Annotated in this window: 19 protein-coding genes; 9 read left to right on the forward strand and 10 right to left on the reverse strand. The window is 65.5% G+C overall.

Going from position 1 to position 22,402, the window contains the following annotated elements:
* Nucleotides 1-33: 33 nt before the first annotated feature.
* Nucleotides 34-1,587: an NAD(P)/FAD-dependent oxidoreductase gene (locus K2W81_RS01330; protein ID WP_294100635.1), complete on the reverse strand. Its 1,554-nt coding sequence runs from the start codon at nt 1,585-1,587 to the stop codon at nt 34-36.
* A 130-nt stretch (nt 1,588-1,717) separates the two neighbouring features.
* Between K2W81_RS01330 and K2W81_RS01335 the strand changes: the two genes are divergently transcribed.
* On the forward strand, nt 1,718-2,320 hold the full coding sequence (locus K2W81_RS01335) for a response regulator (protein ID WP_294100636.1): 603 nt from the start codon (nt 1,718-1,720) through the stop codon (nt 2,318-2,320).
* On the opposite strand, the gene K2W81_RS01340 is transcribed toward K2W81_RS01335, so the two are convergent.
* Genes K2W81_RS01340 through argH form a run of 5 tightly spaced genes read right to left on the reverse strand, consistent with a single transcriptional unit; the run spans nt 2,298 to nt 6,896 of the window.
* A complete protein-coding gene (locus tag K2W81_RS01340; RefSeq protein WP_294100637.1) occupies nt 2,298-3,248 on the reverse strand; it encodes a CorA family divalent cation transporter in 951 nt (316 codons plus the stop codon). The genes K2W81_RS01335 and K2W81_RS01340 overlap by 23 nt on opposite strands.
* The gene (locus K2W81_RS01345) at nt 3,245-4,012 is read right to left on the reverse strand and encodes a bifunctional precorrin-2 dehydrogenase/sirohydrochlorin ferrochelatase (RefSeq protein ID WP_294100638.1); all 768 of its coding nucleotides are present in this window, start codon (nt 4,010-4,012) and stop codon (nt 3,245-3,247) included. The genes K2W81_RS01340 and K2W81_RS01345 overlap by 4 nt, the downstream gene beginning before the upstream one ends.
* Entirely contained in the window at nt 4,009-5,268 is a 1,260-nt protein-coding gene (gene lysA, locus K2W81_RS01350) for a diaminopimelate decarboxylase (protein ID WP_294100639.1), read from the reverse strand. Before lysA ends, K2W81_RS01345 begins: the two co-directional genes overlap by 4 nt.
* A gap of 15 nt (nt 5,269-5,283) precedes the next feature.
* Nucleotides 5,284-5,520 carry a hypothetical protein gene (locus K2W81_RS01355; protein ID WP_294100640.1) on the reverse strand — a complete coding sequence of 79 codons (237 nt, stop codon included), beginning with the start codon at nt 5,518-5,520 and terminating at the stop codon, nt 5,284-5,286.
* Nucleotides 5,517-6,896, reverse strand: coding sequence for an argininosuccinate lyase (gene argH / locus K2W81_RS01360; protein WP_294100642.1), 1,380 nt, complete (start codon nt 6,894-6,896; stop codon nt 5,517-5,519). Before argH ends, K2W81_RS01355 begins: the two co-directional genes overlap by 4 nt.
* Before the next feature lie 34 nt (nt 6,897-6,930).
* Here argH and K2W81_RS01365 point away from each other — a divergent pair, with 34 nt between their 5' ends.
* The 3 genes from K2W81_RS01365 (at nt 6,931) to K2W81_RS01375 (ending at nt 10,642) form a co-directional block, all read left to right on the forward strand.
* Nucleotides 6,931-7,485 carry a TlpA disulfide reductase family protein gene (locus K2W81_RS01365; RefSeq protein WP_294100644.1) on the forward strand — a complete coding sequence of 185 codons (555 nt, stop codon included), beginning with the start codon at nt 6,931-6,933 and terminating at the stop codon, nt 7,483-7,485.
* A gap of 186 nt (nt 7,486-7,671) precedes the next feature.
* Nucleotides 7,672-9,417 (forward strand): DUF885 family protein, encoded by a 1,746-nt coding sequence (locus K2W81_RS01370; protein ID WP_294100646.1) that lies wholly within the window; start codon nt 7,672-7,674, stop codon nt 9,415-9,417.
* A gap of 16 nt (nt 9,418-9,433) precedes the next feature.
* Complete coding sequence (locus tag K2W81_RS01375) at nt 9,434-10,642, forward strand: MFS transporter (RefSeq protein WP_294100648.1); 1,209 nt, start codon at nt 9,434-9,436, stop codon at nt 10,640-10,642.
* Here the strand turns inward: K2W81_RS01375 and K2W81_RS01380 are convergent, their stop codons facing one another.
* The gene (locus tag K2W81_RS01380) at nt 10,643-11,494 is read right to left on the reverse strand and encodes a dienelactone hydrolase family protein (protein WP_294100650.1); all 852 of its coding nucleotides are present in this window, start codon (nt 11,492-11,494) and stop codon (nt 10,643-10,645) included.
* Nucleotides 11,495-11,621: 127 nt separating this feature from the next.
* Here K2W81_RS01380 and K2W81_RS01385 point away from each other — a divergent pair, with 127 nt between their 5' ends.
* The 4 genes from K2W81_RS01385 to K2W81_RS01400 all read left to right on the forward strand — a co-directional run bounded on the left by K2W81_RS01385 (nt 11,622) and on the right by K2W81_RS01400 (nt 16,570).
* Nucleotides 11,622-12,206: a hypothetical protein gene (locus tag K2W81_RS01385; RefSeq protein ID WP_294100652.1), complete on the forward strand. Its 585-nt coding sequence runs from the start codon at nt 11,622-11,624 to the stop codon at nt 12,204-12,206.
* A 103-nt stretch (nt 12,207-12,309) separates the two neighbouring features.
* A complete protein-coding gene (gene thrS / locus K2W81_RS01390) occupies nt 12,310-14,310 on the forward strand; it encodes a threonine--tRNA ligase (protein WP_294100653.1) in 2,001 nt (666 codons plus the stop codon).
* A 270-nt stretch (nt 14,311-14,580) separates the two neighbouring features.
* Complete coding sequence (gene infC / locus K2W81_RS01395) at nt 14,581-15,114, forward strand: translation initiation factor IF-3 (RefSeq protein WP_294100655.1); 534 nt, start codon at nt 14,581-14,583, stop codon at nt 15,112-15,114.
* Nucleotides 15,115-15,196: 82 nt separating this feature from the next.
* The gene (locus K2W81_RS01400; protein WP_294100657.1) at nt 15,197-16,570 is read left to right on the forward strand and encodes a glycosyltransferase; all 1,374 of its coding nucleotides are present in this window, start codon (nt 15,197-15,199) and stop codon (nt 16,568-16,570) included.
* A gap of 165 nt (nt 16,571-16,735) precedes the next feature.
* Here K2W81_RS01400 and K2W81_RS01405 read toward each other — a convergent pair whose 3' ends face one another.
* The 3 genes from K2W81_RS01405 to K2W81_RS01415 are packed head-to-tail and all read right to left on the reverse strand — an operon-like array spanning nt 16,736 to nt 20,649.
* Nucleotides 16,736-17,119 (reverse strand): VOC family protein, encoded by a 384-nt coding sequence (locus tag K2W81_RS01405; RefSeq protein ID WP_294100659.1) that lies wholly within the window; start codon nt 17,117-17,119, stop codon nt 16,736-16,738.
* 39 nt (nt 17,120-17,158) lie between these two features.
* A complete protein-coding gene (locus K2W81_RS01410) occupies nt 17,159-17,878 on the reverse strand; it encodes a glutathione S-transferase family protein (RefSeq protein ID WP_294100661.1) in 720 nt (239 codons plus the stop codon).
* A gap of 20 nt (nt 17,879-17,898) precedes the next feature.
* Nucleotides 17,899-20,649 carry a [protein-PII] uridylyltransferase gene (locus tag K2W81_RS01415; protein WP_294100663.1) on the reverse strand — a complete coding sequence of 917 codons (2,751 nt, stop codon included), beginning with the start codon at nt 20,647-20,649 and terminating at the stop codon, nt 17,899-17,901.
* 94 nt (nt 20,650-20,743) lie between these two features.
* On the opposite strand from K2W81_RS01415, the gene K2W81_RS01420 reads away from it, so the two are divergent.
* Entirely contained in the window at nt 20,744-22,363 is a 1,620-nt protein-coding gene (locus tag K2W81_RS01420) for a methyl-accepting chemotaxis protein (RefSeq protein ID WP_294100664.1), read from the forward strand.
* Nucleotides 22,364-22,402 lie beyond the last annotated feature (39 nt).

Here is a 22,402-nt window from a genome sequence, read left to right on the forward strand (position 1 = left end):
GGGGCTGTACCAACGGCTCCGGGGGAACTTGCCTCACCCCCGCCCCAGCATCGCCCGTGCGCAATTGCGCCCCGGCCGTCCGCTCACCCCGCCGCCGGGATGCGCGCCTGATCCGCACAGCCACAGCCCCTTGACCGGCATGCGGTGCGCGCCAAGTCCGAAGACGGGCCGCGCGGCCCAGAGCTGATCGAGCGACATGCGCCCGTGGAAAATATCGCCGCCGACTAGGCCGAAGCGCGCCTGAAGATCGGCGGGGGACAGCGCGATCTGCCCGACGATTGAGGCGCGAAAGCCCGGTGCGAAGGCCTCGACGGTGTCGAGCACGGCATTGGCAGCGGCGTCGCGGTGCTGGTCCCAGTCGGCAAGCTTGGGATCGAAATGCTGCGCGAACAGGCTCGCGACATGCGCGCCCGGTGGCGCGAGTGAATCGTCGACCATGCTCGGGATCAGCATCTCGACGATCGGCCGCCGCGACCAGCCGTGCGCGCGGGCATCGTCGAACGCGCGGTCCATGTAGTCGAGGCTGGGGGCGAGAATGATGCCGCTTTTCAGATGATCGCCCGGCTCGGGCAGCGCGGTGAAACGCGGCAGCGCCGACAGCGCGACATTCATCCGGAACGTCCCCGATCCATTGGCGTGGCGGGTCGTCCGTGCGCGCAGTTCGGGGTCGAGCAGGCCGGGATCGAGCAAGTCGAGCAGCAGCGTCTTCGGATGGCAATTGGCGGCGATCGTCTTGGCGGCAATCCGCTCGCCATCGGCCAGTTCGACGCCGTCGATCGGGCCGCTCTCGGCGAGCACACGCGCGACCGGCGCATCGGTGCGGATCGTTACCCCGGCGGCCTCGCAGGCACGCGCCATCGCTTGGGTGACGGCGCCCATGCCGCCGATGGCATGGCCCCAGGCGCCGGGTTCGCCGTTCACTTCGCCGAAGACGTGGTGGAGCAGCACATAGGCACTGCCCGGCGTGTCGGGGCTGGCATAATGGCCGACGATCGAATCAAAGCCGAACACGGCCTTGACCGGATCGCTGTCGAAAAAGCCGTCGAGCACTTCGCGCGCCGACCGCGTGAAAAGGTCGATCGCATCGCGCTTGGCCTGCGCCGACAGCCCGAGCAGCCGCCACCCTTGCTCGACCGCGCGGACCATGCCGCCCGCATCGCCCGACGGCGGTACGCGGTCGGCGAGCAGCCGCAGCACGCGCGCGACATCGCCCAAGCGCCGCTCATACTCGGGCAGCGCCGCCGCGTCCTTGGCCGACCAGCGTGCGACCGCTGCCGCCGATTGCCCGCCGCCCATCAGCAGATAGCGGCCATCTTCGGTCGGCAGGAAATTCGAATAGGGACGGCTGACCACGCGCAAGCCGTGCCCGGAGAGCGCCATGTCGCCCATGATCGCCGGATCGAGCAGCCCCAGCGTGTAGCTCGCGGTCGAGTTGCGGAAACCGGGCGCGAATTCTTCAGTCACCGCCGCGCCGCCAACGATGCCGCGTCGTTCGAGCACCAGCACGCGCTTGCCCGCCTTGGCCAGATACCAGGCGCAGACCAGCCCGTTATGGCCGCCGCCGATGATGATTGCGTCCCACTGCATGCGCCCTGCCTGCCCGCGCCGCGCGCCCACCGCAAGCGCGCGCTTGATGGTTGGCGCGGCGTTAACCAGATCGTGACGGTCGATGCGCTAGCATTTCCCTGAATTGACCTGAGGAGCCAAGCGACCCGCCATGCAACTGCTTTCGCGCGACGACCCGAACGGCGCGTTCCGGCGTGGGCAGACGCGCACGATCCTGGCGATCGACGACAGTCGCACCAGCCTGAATGCGATCGGCCAGCAGCTTTCGCAGGCGGGCTATCTCGTGGTGCTATGTGAAAGCGGTGGCGAAGCGCTTGATCTGCTCGCGGCGCGCGGGTTCGATCTGGTGCTGTGCGATCTGATGATGCCCGGCATGTCGGGGCTGAGCGTCCTCCACGAAATCCGCAGCGGCCGCGAAACCGCCGACCTGCCGGTGATCGTCGTCACCGGAAACAACGATGCCCATTCAGCGGTCGATGTTTTCAAGGCCGGCGCCGACGACTTTGTCGCCAAGCCCTTCACTTTTGATGTGCTGGCGGCGCGGATCGAGCGTGTGATCGCGCGGGCGCGGCGGATCGCCGAGCTGAAGCGGTCGAACGCGACGCTCGATGCGCGGATTGCGGCGCGGGCGATGGAATTGGGCGAAGCGCGCGCGGCGCTGGCCGAAACGCGCGCCGATCGGCTGCGGCTGATCGCCTCGCTTCAGACGCTCAACGACCGCGTCGACGCGCTCAGCGGAACCAGCGTCGCTTGATGAAATAGGCGGCAATGGCAGCCGCCAGCACCACGCAAACGGCGACCACGCCATCGAACGCCCAGGGTTCCCTGGCATAGGGAATGCCCTCGACATTCATCCCCAAGAGCCCGGTGAGGAAGGTCAGCGGCAGGAAGATCATCGCGACGATCGCGATGATCAGCGATCGGCTGTCGATCTGCTCGGCGCGCAGGTCGGTGAGTGCTTCGTGGGTCAGCGCGGCGCGTTCGCGGATCGATTCGAGTTCTTCGGCCATGCGCGCAGACCGGTCCGCTGCCGCCGACAAATGCAGCCGGTCATCGTCCTGCAACCATTTTACCGGCAGCGCCGCGAGCTTTTCGATCGCCGCGCGCTGTGGCGACAGGAAGCGGCGGTAGCCGATTGCGGCGACCCGGATCTGAGTGACCTTGCGGCGCAGCTCGAACACTTTGTTGGCGTCGAGATCGGCTTCGCAATCGTCGAGGTCATCGCCCAGTTCGGCGACTTCGGGATCGAGCTCGGTGGTAATCGCGGCGGCGAATTCGGCGATCAGGTCACCGGGGTCGTGGATCGTCCCCTTATTGAGTTCGGCCTCGACCAGCGTCAACGCGGTCAACGGGCGACGCGTCACCGAAATCACCCGGCCCGCGACGGCCCAGATACGCACCGACGCGAGCGGGTCCGACATCGGCATGGCGGTGTCCGACCGCCCGCGCAAATTGAGGAAAGCGCCGTCGCCGATCTGGTCACAACGCGGGCGCGTTTCGGTCGCGGTCAGCGATTCGACGATATAATCGGGCAAATCGGCCTCGCCGATCAGCCAGGCCTGCGCTTCGGTGTCGCTTTCGGTGAGGTGAATCCAGACGAGCTCGGACTGATGATCGACCGCTTCGCGCGGGGTGAGCCGCATGACCTCATCATGCTGCACGCAGTAAGCAAAGCCGCTCATGCCATCACCACTTCGATCGAAATGCCCGGCGGGGGCGACGCGGGGGCGGGGGTTGCGATGCGCTCGGCATCGGCGCGCGCGCGGTCGAGGATTGCGGTTGGCGCATCGACGGCGTGATAGACCCGGTCGGCGAGCGCGAGCTGGCGCGCTTGCCGCAGTGTCAGATCATCGGGATCGGCTGAAGCGAGGGTGAGGCGATGGAGCTGGCCATCGGGCGCGTCTGCGGCGTCCAGCCAGCGACCGACGGCGTCAGGCTCGTGCGCGTGGAGCGGATCGAGCGGCCCGCCCGCGCCGAGCGCCGCCCCGATCGCGCGCCGACGCGCGCTGCCGTCAGGGAAGCGCTTGCGCAGCGCCGCGCGTGCCGCTTGCAGCCCGTCCGCCAGCGCGCCAAGTCCCGGCGGCAGCAGCGCTTCAAGCCGTTGGCGCAGCGCCGCCGCTAGCCCTGCCGACACACCGCCGGTGCCGATCGCGACCAGCACCGGCGACCGGTCAATGATCGCGGGAATCGTGAAGTCGCACAGCGTCGGCCGATCAACCGCATTGACCAGCACACCGCGTGCCTTCAGCTGCGCGACCGCCGCTTCAGCCTCGGCATCATCCTCGATCGCGACGATCGCGAGTGCGGCCTGCGCGTCCTCGCCGACAATCACCGCGCCTGCCCGCTCCAGCAAGCGCCGTTTCGGCTCGGCCTGTTCGCCGTCGCCGAGCAGGATCACCGGGCGCCCCACCAGCCGCACAAACAGCGGCAGGCTGTGCAGGCTCACGCCAGCCATTCGGGCACGCGCTCGGCGCCGAGGATCGTTGCAGGCGCAATGCGATCGGCGACCACGGCATAGCGATCGCCGCTGACCATCACTTCAGGCACCAGCGGGCGGCTATTATAGGTGCTCGCCATCGTTGCACCATAAGCGCCCGCCGTGCGGAAGATGGCGAGATCACCGCTTTCGACCGTATCGATATCGCGCGCTGTGGCGAAGGTATCGCCGCTTTCGCACACCGGGCCGACGATGTTGGCGATCATCCGCGCGCCGGTGGGCCGTACCGCGACAAAATCATGCCAGGCGTCGTAAAGCGCGGGGCGGGCGAGGTCGTTCATTGCCGCATCGACGATGACGTGCGGATGGACGACGCCGGGCTTGACCCAAATCACTTGCGTCAGCAGCACGCCTGCATTGCCGCAGATTACGCGGCCGGGTTCGAACATCAATTCGACATCCCAGCCTTGCGTCGCGCGCGCGACCATTGCGCCATAATCGGCGGGGCTGGGGACGACCTCATCAGGGCGATAGGGCACGCCGAGCCCGCCACCGAGATCGACATGGGTGATTGTGTGCCCACTCGCGCGCAGTTCGGCGACCAGTCGCCCGATCCGCGCATATGCGGCTTCGAGCGGGGCGAGCGTGCTGAGCTGGCTGCCGATATGGATCGCGACGCCGCGCAGATTGAGTCCCGGCGTGCCCGCCAGCCGCGCGAAGATCGCGGGCGCCTGATCGATCGGCACCCCGAACTTGTTCTCGGCCTTGCCGGTCGAAATCTTGGCGTGGGTGCCGGCATCGACATCGGGATTGACGCGCAACACCGCCTGCGCCGTCTCGCCCCGTGCCGCCGCAATCGCGCCGAGCGCGCGGCCCTCTTCCTCCAGCTCGATATTGACCTGGCCGATGCCCGCCGCGAGCGCGGCTTCGAGTTCGCCACGCGTCTTGCCGACGCCCGAAAACACGATGTCGGCGGGCGCCATCCCGGCCGCGAGCGCCCGCGCGAGTTCACCGCCCGAGACGATGTCGGCGCCATAGCCGGCGTTCGCGAGCACGCGCAGCACGGCGAGATTGGGGTTGGACTTGACCGCAAAGGCCAGGTGGAGCCGCTCGATGTCGCTCAGCCCGGCCCGAAAGACATCGGCATGGCGTTCGAGTGTCGCTTGTGAATAGACATACACCGGCGTGCCGACGTCGGCGGCGATGCGCGCGAGCGGCATGTCCTCGCAATAAAGTTCGCCGCCGCGCAGCGTGAAATGGTCCATGATCGGGCTTGGGTCTCAGTTGGGCGGGGGCAGGGTGAATTCGTCGCCGCGGCGTTCTTCCGAACTTTTCAGCAATTCGTCGCTGCGTTCGGGGCGCGCCTGGCTCGACGGCGTCACGAGCAGTTTGGCGGTCGGCACGGCGGTCGCGCCATAGGGCTTGGGCGGCAGCATCTTGCTCGGGCCCGGTTTGAGCGCAGCGGCAGACCCGCATCCGGCGAGCAGGACAATTGGCGCGAGCGTGAGCAACTTCATCGACTTTCCTCCTGCCGGGCCGCGCGCGCGACCGCGATTGCTGCCCGCACACGGCTTGGCGCCGTGCCACCAAAACTGGCGCGCGCCGCCACCGACGCATCGACGCCGAGCACGCCATAGACCCGCGCGTCGATCCGCGAGTCAATGGCTTGCAGATCGGCGAGCGACAAGCGGTCGAGTGCGACGCCCTGTTCCTCGGCGAGTTTGACTGCGCGGCCCGTGATGTGATGCGCCTCGCGGAACGGGATATTACCTGCGCGCACCAGCCAATCGGCGAGATCGGTGGCGGTGGCAAAGCCCAGTTCGGCGGCGGCGCGCATGCGTGCGGTGCGGAAGGTGGCGCTCGCGACCATTCCGGTCATCGCCGCGATCGACAAGCCGAGCAGGTCGTGCGCTTCGAACACCGGCGGCTTGTCGTCCTGCATGTCCTTTGAGTAGGCCAGCGGCAGGCCCTTCATTGTCATGACGAGTGCGGTCATGCACCCGGCGATGCGGCCCGAATGGCCGCGCACCAGCTCGGCGGCATCAGGATTGCGCTTCTGCGGCATGATCGAGCTGCCGGTCGACCATTGGTCCGACAGCGACACAAAGCCGAACGGTTGCGACGCCCAGAGGATGAATTCCTCGGCAAGGCGTGAGAGGTGGAGCGCGACTTGCGTCGTCGCCATCAGATAATCGAGCGCGAAGTCGCGGTCGCTGACGGCATCGAGCGAATTGCGCGTCGGCCCATCGAAGCCGAGCGCGACGGCTGTCATCTCGCGGTCGATCGGGAAGCCGGTGCCCGCAAGTGCCGCGCTGCCGAGCGGGCATTGGTTCAGCCGCGCACGTGCATCGGCAAAGCGGCTGCGGTCGCGCGCGATCATTTCGTGATACGCCATCAAATGATGGCCAAGCGTTACCGGCTGCGCGCTCTGGAGGTGCGTAAAGCCGGGCATCACGCTATCGGCATGCTCCTCGGCGCGGTCGATCAACGCGTCCTGAAACGCGCCGAGTGCTGCATCGACCTGATCGATCGCGTCGCGCACCCAGAGGCGGAAATCGGTCGCGACCTGATCATTGCGGCTGCGCGCGGTGTGCAACCAACCCGCGACGGGGCCGATCTTGTCGGCGAGGCGCGCTTCGGTCTGCATATGAATGTCTTCGAGGCCCAGATCGTCGGCAACCCCGGTCGCGGCGTAATCGGCCGCCACGGCATCGAGCCCGGCGCTGATTGCGGCGGCGTCATCGGGCGCGACAATGCCCTGCGCGCCCAGCATCGCGACATGCGCTTTCGACGCCGCGACGTCCTGCCGCCACAGTCGCTTGTCGAACGGGATCGACGCGTTTATCTCGCGCATCACCGCCGCCGGGCCTTCGGCGAAGCGCCCGCCCCACATGGCATTGGAGCCCCGATTGTCCCGTTCGCTGATGATGCTTCTCCTGACCACGGCGCTGGTCGCCGGCTGCGATAGGCAATCGCCGAAGCCGGAGCAAGCCGCCGCCAATGGCGCAGCACCAACACCGCCGCCTGCCGCGCCGGGCGTCGATGGCGTGATCGATCGCAGCCACAAGGGCGAAGCCGCCCCGGCCACCAGCTTTAAAGGACCCGACGGCAAGGCGCTGACCTTGGCCGACTTCAAGGGCAAGCCGGTGCTGCTCAACCTGTGGGCAACGTGGTGCGCGCCGTGCATCGCCGAAATGCCGCAGCTCGACGCGCTCGCGGTACGCGAGGCGGGGAAGCTGCAGGTGCTGGCGGTCAGCCAGGATCTCGAGGGCGCGGCCAAGGTCATCCCGTTTTTCGCCAAGGGTGGGTATAAGGCACTGAAGCCCTATCTCGACGATCAGGCGGCGCTCAGCACGGGTTTTCAGGCCAATCTGCCGACGACGATCCTGTATGATTCGACCGGCCACGAAGTCTGGCGCTATTCGGGCGGGCAGGACTGGACCGGGGCTGCGGCGGCGAAATTGATCGCTGAGGCGCGCTGACGCGATTGTTCTGGGTTGAGCTAAACTCTTTCATCGTTCGTGCTGAGCTTGTCGAAGCACTGCCCTTCCTTTTGCGAAGCGCTCGAAGAAGAAGGACGGCCCTTCGACAAGCTCAGGGCAAACGGGTTGAGAGTCTTTCCATTGGCCCCAGTGCAGTTGTACCAAGACTAAAAAGAGGGGATGCCGATGAAGAAGCTGATGATCGCCGCCGCACTGCTCGCCACTGCCGCGTCCGCCTTGGCCGCCCCCGCCGATGATCTCGCGCGCGTGATCGACGATCATTGGGCCTGGTATCTCTCGATCAATCCCGAGACCGCGACGTCGCTTGGTGAGCGGCGCTATGATGCCAAGATCACCGACCTGAGCCTCGCGGCGAGCGACCGCATCGCGGGCGAGGCGCAAGGTTTCGCCAATCGGCTGCGCGCCATCCCCGACGCCGACCTGACCCCGAACCAGCGCGTCAACAAGGCGATCCTGCTGCGCACGTTGGTCGAGGCGGTCGAAGGCAATCGCTATGGCGAGCGGCAAATCCTGTTCACGACCTATTATGGCTGGCATCAGGGTTTTGCGGGTCTGGCCGACAATCTGCCGTTCCGCACGCGCGCCGATTACGAGAGCTATCTCACGCGGCTCGCGCAATATCCTGCGCAGAATGGCGAGGCGCTCAAGATCACGCGGGGGGCGGTCGCGGGCGGCTATATCCAGCCATGCGATGTGCTCGGCGGCTTTGCCAAGACGATCGACGGCGTGATCGCCGCGACGCCTGAGCAATCGCGCTTTTATGCGCCGTTCACGGGCGCCAAGCCGGGCGATGTGTCGGACGCCGATTGGGCCGCGCTGAAGGCGCGCACGCGCACGCTGATCACGACCATACTCAATCCCGAATATGCCAAATTCGCCGATTATTTCCGCCGCGACTATCTGCCCAATTGCCGCAAGACCGTCGGTGCGTCGGCAATGCCCGAGGGTGCGGCCTGGTATGCATACCGCGCCCGCGTCGAGACAACGACCGACCTGACGCCCGAGGCGATCCACCAGATCGGCCTCAGCGAAGTCGCGCGGATTCGCAGCGAAATGGAAACGCTCGCCAAATCGGCGGGCTATGCCAGCCGCGAGAGCTTCATCGCCGAACTGCGCACCAATCCCAAATATTACGCGACCAGCCCTGAGCAACTGCTGCAAGTCGCCGCGCTCGAAGCCAAGCGCCACGACGCGCTGCTGCCCAAATATTTCGGGCGCCTGCCGCGCCTCCCCTATGGCGTGAAGCCGATCCCTGCGGAGACGGCCGAGGGGACCACGACGGCCTATTATGGGGCGGGCTCACCCCCGGCGGGGCTGGCGGGGACCTTCTACGTCAACACATCGAAGCTGCCGCAGCGCCCGTTGTGGGAACTCCCCGCGCTCACCGCGCACGAAGCGGTGCCGGGCCACCACCTCCAGATCGCGCTGCAACAAGAGCTCGACCTGCCCAATTTCCGCAAATATGCGGTCGGCTTCACCGCTTTTGTTGAGGGCTGGGCGCTCTATACCGAGCATCTCGGCATCGAAATGGGCCTCTACGACACGCCCGAGAAGAACATGGGCCGCCTGTCGTACGAAATGTGGCGCGCGTGCCGGTTGGTGGTCGATACCGGCATCCACGCCAAGGGCTGGACCAAGGCGCAGGCCGTCGCTTTCATGAAGGACAATAGCGCGCTCACCGACGCCAATATCGATGCCGAGGTCAATCGCTACATCAGCTGGCCGGGGCAAGCGCTCGGCTACAAGCTCGGCGAATTGCGCATCCGGGCGCTGCGGGCCAAGGCTGAGAAGGCGCTCGGCCCGAAATTCGATCTGCGCGGCTTCCATGATGCGGTGCTGGGGCAGGGGCCGGTGCCGCTCGACGTGCTCGACACGCAGATCGACGCGTGGATCGCGGCGCAGCAGCGCTGATCGCGCTGGCATGGACGTGAAACGCCCCCCGATTCTGTTGCTCGCGTTCATCGTGTTTATCGATCTGTGCGGGATCGGGTTGATCATCCCGGTGGTGCCGTCGCTGGTGGTGCGGCTGGCGCATGTCTCGCTCGATCAGGCGGCGGGGCTGGGGAGTCTGTTGCTGCTCGCCTATGCCGCCGCGCAATTCGCATTCGCCCCCCTGATCGGCGGCTTGAGCGATCGTTATGGGCGCCGCCCGGTGTTGATCTGGGTGATGGTCGCGCTGGGCTTCGACTATATCGTGATGGCGTTCGCGCCGACTTTCGAATGGTTGCTGATCGGGCGGCTGGTGTCGGGCATCATGGGTGCGAGCTTTGCGCCCGCCAATAGCTGCGTCGCCGACAGCGTGCCCGCCGCCGAGCGTGGCCGCGCCTTCGGCATCCTTGGCGCGGGCGGTGCCGCCGGGTTTGTCGCGGGGCCAGCGCTTGGCGGGTTTCTGGTCGGGGTCGATCCGCGCGCGCCGTTTCTGGCGGCGGCGCTGCTCGCCTTTGTCGCGGCCGTCGCCAGCTTGTTCCTGCTGGCCGAAACGCTTCCGCCCGATCGCCGCCGCGCCTTTTCGCTCGCCCGCGCCAATCCGTTCGGCAGCCTGATCCAATTCTGGTCGTCGCCCTTGGTGCGCGGCTTCCTGCTGACGATCTTCGTGGTGCAGGTTGCCGCGCAGGTCAGCGTCGCGGTCTGGCCCTATTATGTGATCCTGCGCTTCGACTGGAGCCCGCCTGCGATTGGCGCGTCGATTGCGATGTTCGGCGTCAGCATCGCGCTCGCGCAAGGGCTGCTCGCCGGGTGGCTGTTCAAGCGCGCGGGCGAAGCGCGGGTCGGGCCTGCGGTGCTGGTGATTGGCGCGGTCGACTATGTCCTGATCGCGCTTGCCGGGAGCACCGCGCAGTTATTCGTGCTGATCTCGATCGGCGCGCTGACTTATGTCGCCTGGCCCGCGATGCAGGCGATGATGAGCCACGCCACCCCCGAAGACGCGCAAGGCGAGTTACAGGGCGCGATTACGTCGACGATGGCGCTGGGGTCGATCGTCGGCCCACCGGTGATGAGCTGGGTGTTCGTCGCCTTTTCCGACCGGCCGGGGATTGCCTTCCCCGGCGCGCCCTATGTCCTTGCCGCGCTGCTGCTGCTGATCGCGGCGTGGAAGTTCATCGCGACCGCGCGACTCGCCGAAGCGCCGCGCTGATCAAGCGACGCCGTTCGCCTTGAAATGCCCCAGCAGCCGCGCCCAGCCGTCCCTGGCATCGGCTTCGTTGTAGCTCGGGCGGTAATCGGCGTGGAAGCCGTGTTGGGCATCGGCATAGACGTGAATGTCCGATCCCTTTTTGCCCGCAGCGGCGAGCGCGGCCTTCATCGCCTGGACATCGGTCTGCGGAATGCCTTGGTCGAGCGCGCCATAGAGGCCCAGCACTGGCGCCTTGAGCTCGCCCGCGCGCGCGATCAGCGGCTTCAAATTGCCGTACCAGGCAACGCCTGCCTTGATGTCCGGGTCGACCATCGCCGCGCGCCACACGACCGCACCGCCCCAGCAAAAGCCGGTGATGCCGATCTTGTCGCCCTTCGCGAACTTCTGCGCCTTCAGCCACGCCGAGGTTGCCCTTACGTCACCGTCGACCTGATCGACGCTTGCTTGGCCCACGACTTTCAAAATCTCCTTGAAGTCGGTGAGTGCGGGCAGATTGACGCCCGATCGGTAGAAAAATTCAGGCGCGACCGCGACATAGCCGAGCTTGGCGAAGCGGCGACAGATGTCCTTGATATAGGCATGCACGCCGAAAATCTCGTTGACGACGATCACGCAGGGATGCTTGCCGCTCCCCTTGGGCCGCGCGACATAAGCGGGGAGCGGCTTGTCGGCGCCGTTCGGAATGAACGTTTCCTCGATGATCAGCCCATCGTCGGGCGTCGTCACCGGCTTCGCATCGGCGGCGACGGCGGCCAGCGCATAGCCCGCGAAAAACATGCTCGCGACCGCGCCGCGCCGGGTGAGGTGAAGGTCCTGCGGTTGGGTGCCGTCGGGGCGGGTAAGCGTGACCATGAAATGCTCCTTCGATGTGGCGGCGAAGGTGCCGCAGCGATGGCGCAAACACAATCCATAGGAGGTGCCCGAAACGCTTGTTTTACCGATTGCGCGCTATCGCGGGGGCTATGCACCGGATCCGCGCATGAGAGTCATGATCCTGGCCGTCGCGCTCGGCTTGCTGGCGGCTGCCTGGTATCTTGGCGGCGACTTGATGGGGCCGCGCAACCTGTACGGCATGCCGGTCGCCGTGGTGCATGAAAAGCTCGCGGCGATGGCGATTCCGACGAGCGAGGATGGCCCGCTCGGCGCGCATCCGGTGACCAAGACCGCGGACAAGCCGCTCGCGATCAGCTGGGCCGGGGGGCCGCGTGGCGCGATCAATTGCAGTGCGCAGCTCGAAGCGGTGACCGATGCCAGCACGCGCGTTGCGGTCAACTGCACCGCCGATGCCAGCGACAATCGCCCCGCGCTGGCGCTGGCGCGCATTGCGATGACCGAGCAGGTTGATTCGACGCTGCGCGGGCGCCCGTACAACAAACAGGCCGTGGCCATTGCTGCAAGCGCGGTTGCAGCGCTGGGCGCGGTGCCGTCACCAACCCGGGGGGGCGTACCAACGGCGCCGAGTGCCGAAGCACCCGACGCGGCGCCGGTCGGCACATCGGATGCGGCGCCTTCCGGCCCACCGCCGCCGCCCGACCTTATCATCCCCGCGACCCCGGTCGGCTGAGCCGTTCCGGCCTGCGCGTTCGCGATGCAAGCGCGCTTGCCTATATTGCGGTCGCGAAGGCATAAGCCGCGCTTCGATCATCTTTGCACGAAAGTCGTTTTCCATGTCCGCGATGTTCCGAATCACGCTGCCCGACGGTTCCGTCCGTGAGGTAGCGCCGGGAACCACCCCCGCGGACATTGCTGCGGCGATCGGCCCCGGCCTCGCCAAGGCGGCGATTGCCGCCCGCGTCGATGGCGAGCTACATGACATTGGTCGACCCTTTGAAGGGGACGCCGCGCTCGCGCTGATCACGTCGCGCGACGAAGCCGATGCGCTCGAAATGGCGCGGCATGATTATGCGCATGTGCTCGCCGAAGCGGTGCAGCAGCTGTTTCCCGGCACGCAGATCACCTTCGGGCCGTCGACCGATGACGGCTTTTACTACGACTTCGCGCCCAAGGACCGACCCTTCACCGAGGAAGACCTGCCCGCGATCGAAGAAGCGATGCGCGGCATCATCCGCGCCGACAAGCCGCTGCGCCGCGAAGTGTGGGACCGTGCGACGCTGATCAGCCGCTGGAAGCAGCAGGGTGAGACGTTCAAGGCCGAATGGGCGGCCGAGTTGCCGGGCGACGAGCCGCTGACGGTCTATTGGTCGGGCGACGACTGGCTCGACATGTGCCGCGGGCCGCATCTCGCCTCGACCGGCAAGCTCGATCCCGATGCGTTCAAGCTGACGCGCGTGAGCGGTGCTTATTGGCGCGGCGACCAGAACAACCCGCAGCTAAGCCGCATCTATGGCACCGGCTGGCTCAACAAGAAGCAGCTCGCCGAGCATCTCGTCCGGCTTGAAGAGGCGGCCAAGCGCGATCACCGGCGGATCGGGCAGGACATGGACCTGTTTCACTTGCAGAGCGAAGCCCAGGGCTCGGTCTTCTGGCATCCCAAGGGCTATGTCATTTATCGCGCGCTAGAGGATTATATGCGCCGCGCCATCCATGCGGCCGGATATCTTGAGATCAAGACGCCGCAGTTGATGGACGTTCGCCAATGGGAAACCTCCGGCCATTGGGGCAAATATGCCGAAAACATGTTTGCCGTGCCCGATATCGTGCCCGATGGAGAGGGTGGCGCCCCCGCCGTTGCCGCCGATGCCGACTGGATGGCGCTCAAGCCGATGAACTGCCCGGCGCATGTGCTGGTGTTCCGCCAGGGCATTAAATCATATCGCGATCTGCCGCTGCGGTTTTATGAAAATGGCTGTTGCCACCGCAACGAAGCGCATGGCGCGCTGCACGGCATCATGCGCGTGCGCCAGTTTACCCAGGACGACGCGCATATCTTTTGCCGCGAAGACCAGATTGTCGAGGAAGTGCGGTCCTTTTGCGCGCTGGCCGACCGCATCTACAAGGATTTTGGCTTCACCTATTCGATCAAGCTCGCGCTGCGTCCTGAAAAGCGTTTCGGCAGCGACGCCGATTGGGACAAGGCGGAAAATGAACTGCGCCATGCCGTTGTTCAGGCGGGGCTGGCGACGGCCGACCATGGCTGGGAAGAACTGCCCGGCGAAGGTGCCTTTTATGCGCCCAAACTTGAATGGCATCTGACCGACGCGATCGGCCGCACCTGGCAAGTGGGCACGATCCAGTCCGACCGCGTGCTGCCCGAGCGGCTCGACGCCAGCTATGTCGGCGAAGATGGCGCGCGCCACCGCCCGGTGATGCTGCACCGCGCGATCTTCGGCGCCTATGAACGGTTCATCGGCATCCTGATCGAGGAATATGCCGGTAAATTCCCGCTGTGGCTGGCACCCGTGCAGGCGGTGGTGGCGACGATCGTGTCCGACGCCGATGATTATGCGCGCGAGGTGGCGGCGAAGCTGGCGGCGGCGGGCATCCGCGTCGAGACCGACCTGCGCAACGAAAAGATCAACTATAAGGTGCGCGAGCATTCGCTGGCGAAGGTTCCCAATCTGATCGTCGTCGGCAAGCGCGAGGCCGAAGAAGGCACCGTCGCGCTGCGCCAATTGGGCAGCGAGCGGCAGCAGGTGATGGCGCTCGACGATCTGGTGGCGATGCTCGTGCGGGATGCGACGCCCCCGGATTTGTCCGTCAGCGTTTGAGGATCAGCCAACCGCTGAGCAATTCGTAACGGCCCGGTAGCAGCCTCGCCTTGTCGATCGTGCCGTGCCAGCGCACAGCGTCGCCCCGACATAGCGCGAGGCAGTCGCTAGCGGACAAGGGAAAGGGCGCGCCCTCGGGCCAGCCCTCCAGACCGAATTCTGAAGCTGGCAAGATCGACCCGTCATCCACCACGCGACCTTTCGCTCCGACCACAAATCCGCTATATCATAATATTCGAAACCACAGGAGCCTACCCTATCCGTCCTCCCATGACCCGGCGCCCGCTCGCGCCCCCGCCGATCAACGGTCCGCGGTTCAACGAATTCATTGTGTCGCCAAAAGTTCGCGTAATCGATCAGGACGGCGAGAATCTGGGCGTGATGTACACGCGCGAAGCGATGGAACAGGCGAATGCCGTTGGGCTCGACCTGGTCGAAGTGTCGCCCAACGCCGATCCGCCGGTCGCCAAATTCCTCGATGTCGGCAAGTTCAAATACGAGGCCCAGAAAAAGGCCAATGCCGCGCGTAAATCGCAGAAGACGCAGGAGATCAAAGAGATCAAGATGCGTCCGAACATCGACGATCATGATTACGACACCAAGATGAAAAAGGTGGCCGAATTCATCGGTGAGGGCGACAAGGTCAAGATCACGCTGCGCTTTCGCGGTCGTGAGTTGAGCCACGGCCAGCTCGGCATGGCGCTGCTCCAGCGCGTGCAGGCGGACATCGCCGAACATGCCAAGGTTGAGGCTTATCCACGGATGGAGGGGCGCCAGATGTTGATGGTGCTTGCCCCGAAATAGGCCGTTCCACACCAAAGGCCGAGCGCAGGTTACCATATCGCATGTTGACGTCGGCGCGGTCGCGCCGCACGCAGGGTTGGTTATGCGTAAAATCGTTCTAACCACGATCGGGACGCGGGGGGATTTGCATCCCTTCATCGCGATTGCCTTGGCGCTGAAGGCGCGCGGATTCCATCCGGTGATGGCGGTCGGCCAGGATCACCTCGCTGAGTGCCGCGCGGCCGGACTCGATGCCGAGCCCGTGCTGCCGGCGTTCGACGAGATTCGCCAGCGCATGGGGCTCAACGAAGCCGAGGCGGTGCGCCAGATCATGGACGATCAGCGCGAGATGCTCGACCAGGTGCTGCTGCCGTCGCTCGCCTCATCGACACGGGCACTGAGTGACGTGGCCGAGGGGGCTTGCGCGATCGTCGCGTCAATCTTCGCATTGGCCGCACCGATCGTGTGCGAAAAGGCAGACATTCCGCTGATTTCGATCGTGCTCCAGCCGATGGCGATGCTGTCGGCGATTGATCCTCCCAAGACGCCCGATTTCTGGATGATGAAGCAGCCGCCGGTCGGTCGGATCGGTCGGCTGTGGAACCGCAGCGTCTATGCAACAATGCGTCAGGTCGTCGATGTGCTCTATCGCCGCGAGGTGAACCGGGTGCGAGTCGCCAGCGGCGTGAAGCCGCAGCGCGCGCGCCGGTTGCTGGAGCCGCAAAGCCAAGCGCTGCTCGCGCTCGGTACCTATTCCGAACAGCTCGGCGCGCTGCCTGCCGATGCGCCCGCCAAGACGCGGATCGTCGGCTTCCCGCTGTTCGACGGCAATGCCTTACCCGGTGAAGGGCTCGATCCGGAGCTTGAGGCTTTTCTGGCGGTCGGTGCGCCGCCGGTGGTGTTCACGCTCGGCACCTTTGCCGTGCACGGCGCGGGTTCCTTCTACGACGAAGCCGCCGAAGTCGTGCGTCGTCTCGGCTGCCGCGCGGTGATGCTGACCGGGCGCCCGACCGACAGCCGGGGCGACGCGCAGATCCACTGGTGCCCCTATGCCCGACATTCGGTGCTGTTCCCGCAAGCGGCGGCGATCGTCCACCACGGTGGCGTCGGCACGACGGGTCAGGCCATGCGGGCGGGCAAGCCGCAGTTGGTGGTGCCGCACATGGGTGACCAGTTCGATCATGGCAACCGAATCGCGCGGCGCGGGCTCGGCTTCGCGATCGGCGGCAACCGCTTCACGGCTGACCGCGCGACGCCTTTGCTTGAGCGGCTGATGCGTGACGAACGCTTTGCGGCGCGGGCGCGCACGGTCGCCGCGAGCATTGCTGCAGAAACCGGCGCTGAGGCGGCGGCAACGGCGATTGCGGAGGCGCTGCGCGCGCACGACAGCCTCCACGTGGCGTCACGCGATGCGGTCGAGCCGATCGCGATCCTGCCTTATCCCCGCATTGAACCACTGGCGGCGGCAGCGTCGTAGCGCTGAATTGGATTGAGCTTAGTCAGCCCCTGCCCCGTTGGTGGCGAGCGAAGTCGAAACACCCGGTGCACCGCTTGTGGCCTGTTTCTCGATGTCTCGACCCCGCTCGACAGAGCCTTCGCTCGAAACGAACGGGTTGATTTAAGGTCGTTAAACCCAAGCCGCTCAAGCTGCCGGCAGTTCCCATAGCTCGATCTGGTTGCCTTCCGGATCATGGAGGCGCGCGAACTTGCCGGCTTCGGGCGAATTCCATTCGTCACGCGTCTCGACGGCAATGTCGGCGGCGATCAATGTTGCGATCATCGACGGCAAATCAGCAACGCGCAGGTTGATCATGAACTGCTTGTCAGCCGGAAAATAATCGGTGTCGGCCTTGAACGGCGCGAACACTACCGGCCCGCCTTGCGTTTTCCACGACCATTCGTCGATCGGGCCGGTATCCTCAGCGGCACACCCCGCGCCGATGCCCAGATGCTCGCGATACCAAGCCGACAAAGCATCGGTGTCCCTCGCGCGGAAAAACAGCCCGCCAATCCCCAATACGCCCATGTTCGCCTCCGCCCAACAAGCCTGACGATAAACCGCGTGTTATTGTCCGGCAATCCCCCGGCCAAAGCGCGCTTCCATCCGAAGCGTATGCGCAACCAGCCGGGGAAAGCGGCGCAGCGTCGTTGCGAGCGACGTCTCCAGATCGGCGAAATGGATCGCGGCCAGCATGCCATATGCCGCAGCGTCGATGCTGCGCGGCACATCGCCCAGCATGAAGCGCTTGTCGTCCAGGATTTGGTCAAGCGCCCGAAGGTTATCCTCGGCCTTCTGGTGACGCTCGGCAGCCGAATAGCGCCCGAACCCCTGCAGACGAATGCGCCGACGCACCCCCCGACGAAACATCATGCCCACCAACAGCCGAAGCGGCATCGGCCAAGGCCCTAGAAAATTGTCGCGGACACGTGGCCACACCGAATCGTCGTTCCATCGGCTGTCGATCAGCATGAAGAACATGTGTTCGTCGATCATCCGTTGCGCGGCGCGGGTTAAGCCGCGTTCGGCATCGCTCAGCCCGGCGTCGACATCAATTCCATGACGCGCGCTCAGCGTCGCGATGATCACCTCGCTGTCATCGATCCAGCTGCCGTCATCGAACCGAACAAAGGGAACGCGGCGGCGGGGTGCGCGCGACGCAAGATTGCTGGCAACGCGTTCAAAATCCAGGCCCGCCATTTGCAGCCAAACATCGACCTTGAGGCAAAGGTTGCTGGGCTGCATGTCGCCCCACGCAGCCTTGAAAATATGCAGTTTCATGGTCATTGGGTGCTTCCTTGTCGTCGCTAGGCAGCCTGTGCCCATTCCGCGTCATTCGCCGCCGCGCCCAGCAGGCGCCGCTCGATCGCGCGCAGCCGCTGGCCGCTGCTGATCTTCTCGCCGAGCAGATCGGTGAGGTAAAAGGTGTCGACCGCGCGCTCGCCATAGGTGGCGACATGCGCCGAGTGGATCGTCACCTTCGACTGGAACAGCGCCTGCGCCAGCCGATTGAGTAGTGCCGGGCCATCGCGCGCGTTTACCTCGATCACCGTGAAACGGTTCGATGCATTATTGTCGATCAGCACGACGGGGGCGATTGTGAAGGCTTCGGCGCGGGTGCGCGGCAGCGGCTTGGCCTTGAGCCGCTCGGCGAGGCGATTGCGGTTGGCGAGCGCATCCTCGATCGTCGCCTTTAGCCGGGCAAGCTGTTCGGGTCGGTCGAACGGTCGCCCAAACGGGTCCTGAACGAGGAAATTGTCGAGCGCCATCCCGTCGCGCGTGGTGTGGATGCGCGCGTCGATGATATTGCCGCCAGCCAGGTGAATCGCGCCCGCTGCACGGTAGAACAGCCCCGGATGGTCGGCGGCGTAAAGCGTGACGAGCGTCGCGCCGCGATCGGGATAGACTTTCGCCTCGATCGACAATTCAGCCTCGCCGGCGGTGGCGATCAGCCGCGCGTTGCTCGCCAGCACATCGTCGGGCTCGGCGATCCAATAGGCTTCGGGCAGGCGCGCGACAAACCTGCTGAACGCCGTGCTGCTCCAGCCGAGCATCGCCGCCAGCGCTTCCTGCTTTGCCGCGATGCGCTCACCGCGTCCTTTTTGCTTATGGCCCAGCCGCAGCAATTCCTCGGCGAGCTCGTAGAGTTCGGACAGCAACTGGCGCTTCCAGCTATTCCACACGCCGGGGCCAACCGCGCGAATGTCGACCACGGTCAGCGCGAGCAACAGCCGCAACCGCTCGGGGCTTTGCACGGCTTCGGCGAAATCGATGATCGTCTTGTAATCGGCCAGGTCGCGCTTGAACGCGGTCGCTGACATCAGCAAATGCCAGCGCACCAGCCACGATACCGTCTCGGTCTCGGCCTTTGACAGCCCGAGCCGGGGGCAGAGTTTGAGCGCGACATCGGCGCCGAGCACCGAATGGTCGCCGCCGCGCCCCTTGGCGATGTCATGGAGCAACACCGCGACATAGAGCACGCGCCGCGACACGATGTTGCGCATGATATTGGCCGCGAGCGGGTGATCCTCTTCAAGCTCGCCGCGCTCGATCCGCGCGAGTAGACCGATGGCGCGGATCGAATGCTCGTCGACGGTATAGTGGTGATACATGTCGAACTGCATCTGTGCGACGACGCGGCCAAAATCGGGCACGAACCGGCCGAATACGCCGGCCTCGTTCATCCAGCGCAGCACGGTTTCGGGGTCACGCCGCGACGTAAGTACGTCGAGGAACAGCGCGTTGGCGCGCGGATCATCGCGCACATCATCGGCGAGCTTGGCATCGCGGGCGGCGGCGCGCATCGTCAACGGGTGAATTTCGAGGCCGTGCTTGTCGGCCAGCGCGAACAGTTCGATCAGCCGAACCGGATCCTTGGCGAAGAAATCGTCCGATGGCAGCGACAGCCGCCCACGATCAAGGTTGAAACCATTGAGCTTGCGCGGTCGCCGCATCAGCATCGGCAGCCCGAACCGCCGACCACGCGACGCGAAGGCATCATCAAGGTGCGACAGAAACACGCCGGTCAGGTCGCCGACGATTTTTGCTTGCAGGAAATAATGCCGCATGAACCGCTCGACCCGCGACGCGCCGGGGCGGTCGGCATAGCGCATCCGCTCGGCGATCTCGCGCTGGACGTCAAAGGTCAGCCGGTCTTCGGCGCGGCCGGTGATGCAGTGGAGGTGGCAGCGCACCGCCCAGAGGAAATTCTCGGCGCGGTGGAACTGGCGATATTCGGCCGCTGTCAACAATCCGGCTTCGACAAGGCCCGCGGCGCTGTCGACATTGTGGACATATTTGCCGATCCAGAACAAGGTGTGGAGGTCGCGTAACCCTCCTTTGCCTTCCTTGACATTGGGTTCGACGACATAGCGGCTGTCGCCCATTTTCTTGTGGCGTTCGTTGCGTTCGGCGAGCTTGTCGGCGATGTAGGCGCGCGCGCTGCCGGCCTGGACTTCGGCGCGGAACCGGCGCGACGCTTCGTCGTAGAGCATCGTGTCGCCCCAGACGTAGCGCGATTCGAGCAATGCGGTGCGGATCGTCACATCGGCTTTGGCCTGGCGCACCATTTCATCAAGCGAGCGCGCGCTGTGGCCGACCTTCAGCCCCAGATCCCACAGCGCATAGAGCATCGATTCAATGACCTGCTCGGTCCAGGCGGTCTGCTTCCACGGCGTCAGGAACGCGATGTCGACGTCCGAATGCGGCGCCATTTCGCCACGGCCATAGCCGCCGACCGCCATCAGCACGAGCCGCTCGGCAGTGGTTGGGCTGGCGCGCGGATAGAGCCGCTCGGTCGCGAAATCATAGAGCAGCCGCAGGATCTGGTCGATCAGAAAGGCCTGCGCCGCCGCCGCCTCCAGCCCGCGCGAGGGGGCTGCCACCAGCCGCTCGGCGATTTCGGCGCGCCCCAGCGTCAGCGCGACCTTGAGCATGATTGTTGCCGCCATGCGGAGCTGGACGGGATCATCGCCTTCGATCGCGGCAAGCCGATCGGCCAGCGCGCGGCGGTCGATAATGGCGCGGCGGTGCGGCAAGCCAGCGAAGCGAGTGCTCATCCCCAAGATATAGGCGGTCAAGCGCGCGCCGTCACCCGATGCTTGGGGTATCGTTACCGGTTCATTTACCATTCTGCCGCTACGTCAGCCAATGATGCTGAAACGCGTTGATCACGGTTGGGCTGTTGCGCTCGGGGGCGAATTACGGTCGCGTGCCGATCTGTTGCGGCTGGTCGGGATCGACGATCTCAGCCGCGCCGACCGCGTGAACACGACCGTCGACACATTGATCGGCTTTGGCATCGCCAATATCGTCGTGCCGATCGGCATGTGCACCGTTTATGCGCTGCGCTTTGGCCAGCCATTCATGATCGTGGCCGCCGTTCCGCTGTTGCTTTCGATCGCTCTGATGCGGCCCTTGTTTGGGCAGAATCGGACACAGCGCGGGGCGATCCCCATCGATCAGCTCGATCGCCGCGTCTATGTTTTTGCTATGCTCAATGCGCTCGGCTGGTTCACCATGATTGCCGCGCTCGACATGGCGCCGCTGTTCGAGGATCGGATCGGCATTGCTTGCATGACCGTTGCGATCATCAGTGTTGGCGGCAATATGCTCACGCTGATGCCGGGCGCGGCCATGACGTTCATGGGTGTGCTGGGCGTGCGGTTATGGCTCAATCTCTACCCGTCGGTCGCCGTGCCCTGGATTTATGCAGCGGCAATTGCGGTCTTCATCGTCATTCTCGCGATTCTGAATTCGGGGCAGGCACGGCTGTTCAGCGACCGGATGCGTGCCGCGATCGAATTGTCGGCGCTCGAACGGCGCCGGGCCGAGGAAGCCACGAGTGCGAGCGAAGCCCAACGCGCGCTCGAAAAGCACCATGCCGAAATGCGCGCGGCCGAAGATGCGCGCGCCGCGACCGAGCATCGCACGCTGATGGTTGAGCATGCGCAGCGCTTCGAAACCAGCGTGGTGGCGGTCGTCAACGGGCTGGGTGATGCGGTTCGCCAGCTCGCCGGATCGACCAAATTGCTGACCCGTGTCGGTGACGCAAGCGCGGTCCATGTCGGTGCGGTCCGTGAGCGCGCGGTCAGCGCGGGCGCATCGATGTCGGCGGTGCAGGCCGCCGCTGCGCGTCTGCGCGACTCGATCGCCCAGATCGGCCATCAGGTCGAAGGGCAGGTGCAGGCGACGGCGACAGCCGAGGCAACCTCCGAACGCGCCCGCCAGCGCGCCGAAGCGCTGTCCGAAAGCAGCCGGATGGTGCGCGGCATCACCAGCGAAATCGAACGCATTGCCGCACGCACCAACACGCTCGCGCTCAACGCGCTGATCGAAGCGTCGCATTCGGGCGAGGCCGGGCGCGGCTTTGCGGTCGTTGCTGCCGAAGTCAAAGCGCTCGCGGCGCAAACGCGCGAAGCCGCGGTCGGCATCGGGCGGCACATTGCCGATATGGACCAGAATACCGACGACGTCGTCACCGCGATCGAAGCGATGGCGGGCAAGGTCGACCAGATTGCGGCCGGCGCGAGCGATATCGCGCGCGCGATTGCCAGCCAGGCGCAGGCAACCGATGGCATCTTCGCCAGCGTCGACCGCGCGACCGACAGCGGCCATGCGGTCGAGGTTGATCTGGGTGCGCTTGCCGATCAGGCCGGCACCGCGATCGATCTTGCCAACACCATCGCCGATGTCGCGGGCAGCGTGCGCGCCCAATCCGAATCGCTCAGTGCCGCGAGCGCCGCCTTCGACGCACGGCTGCGCGCGGGGTAATTGCCCCGCGGTTGCGCGACCGCCATTCGCCGCTACTCT

It is taken from the genome of Sphingomonas sp. (genome assembly GCF_019749955.1).
In the GTDB taxonomy this organism is placed as follows: Bacteria; Pseudomonadota; Alphaproteobacteria; order Sphingomonadales; family Sphingomonadaceae; genus Sphingomonas.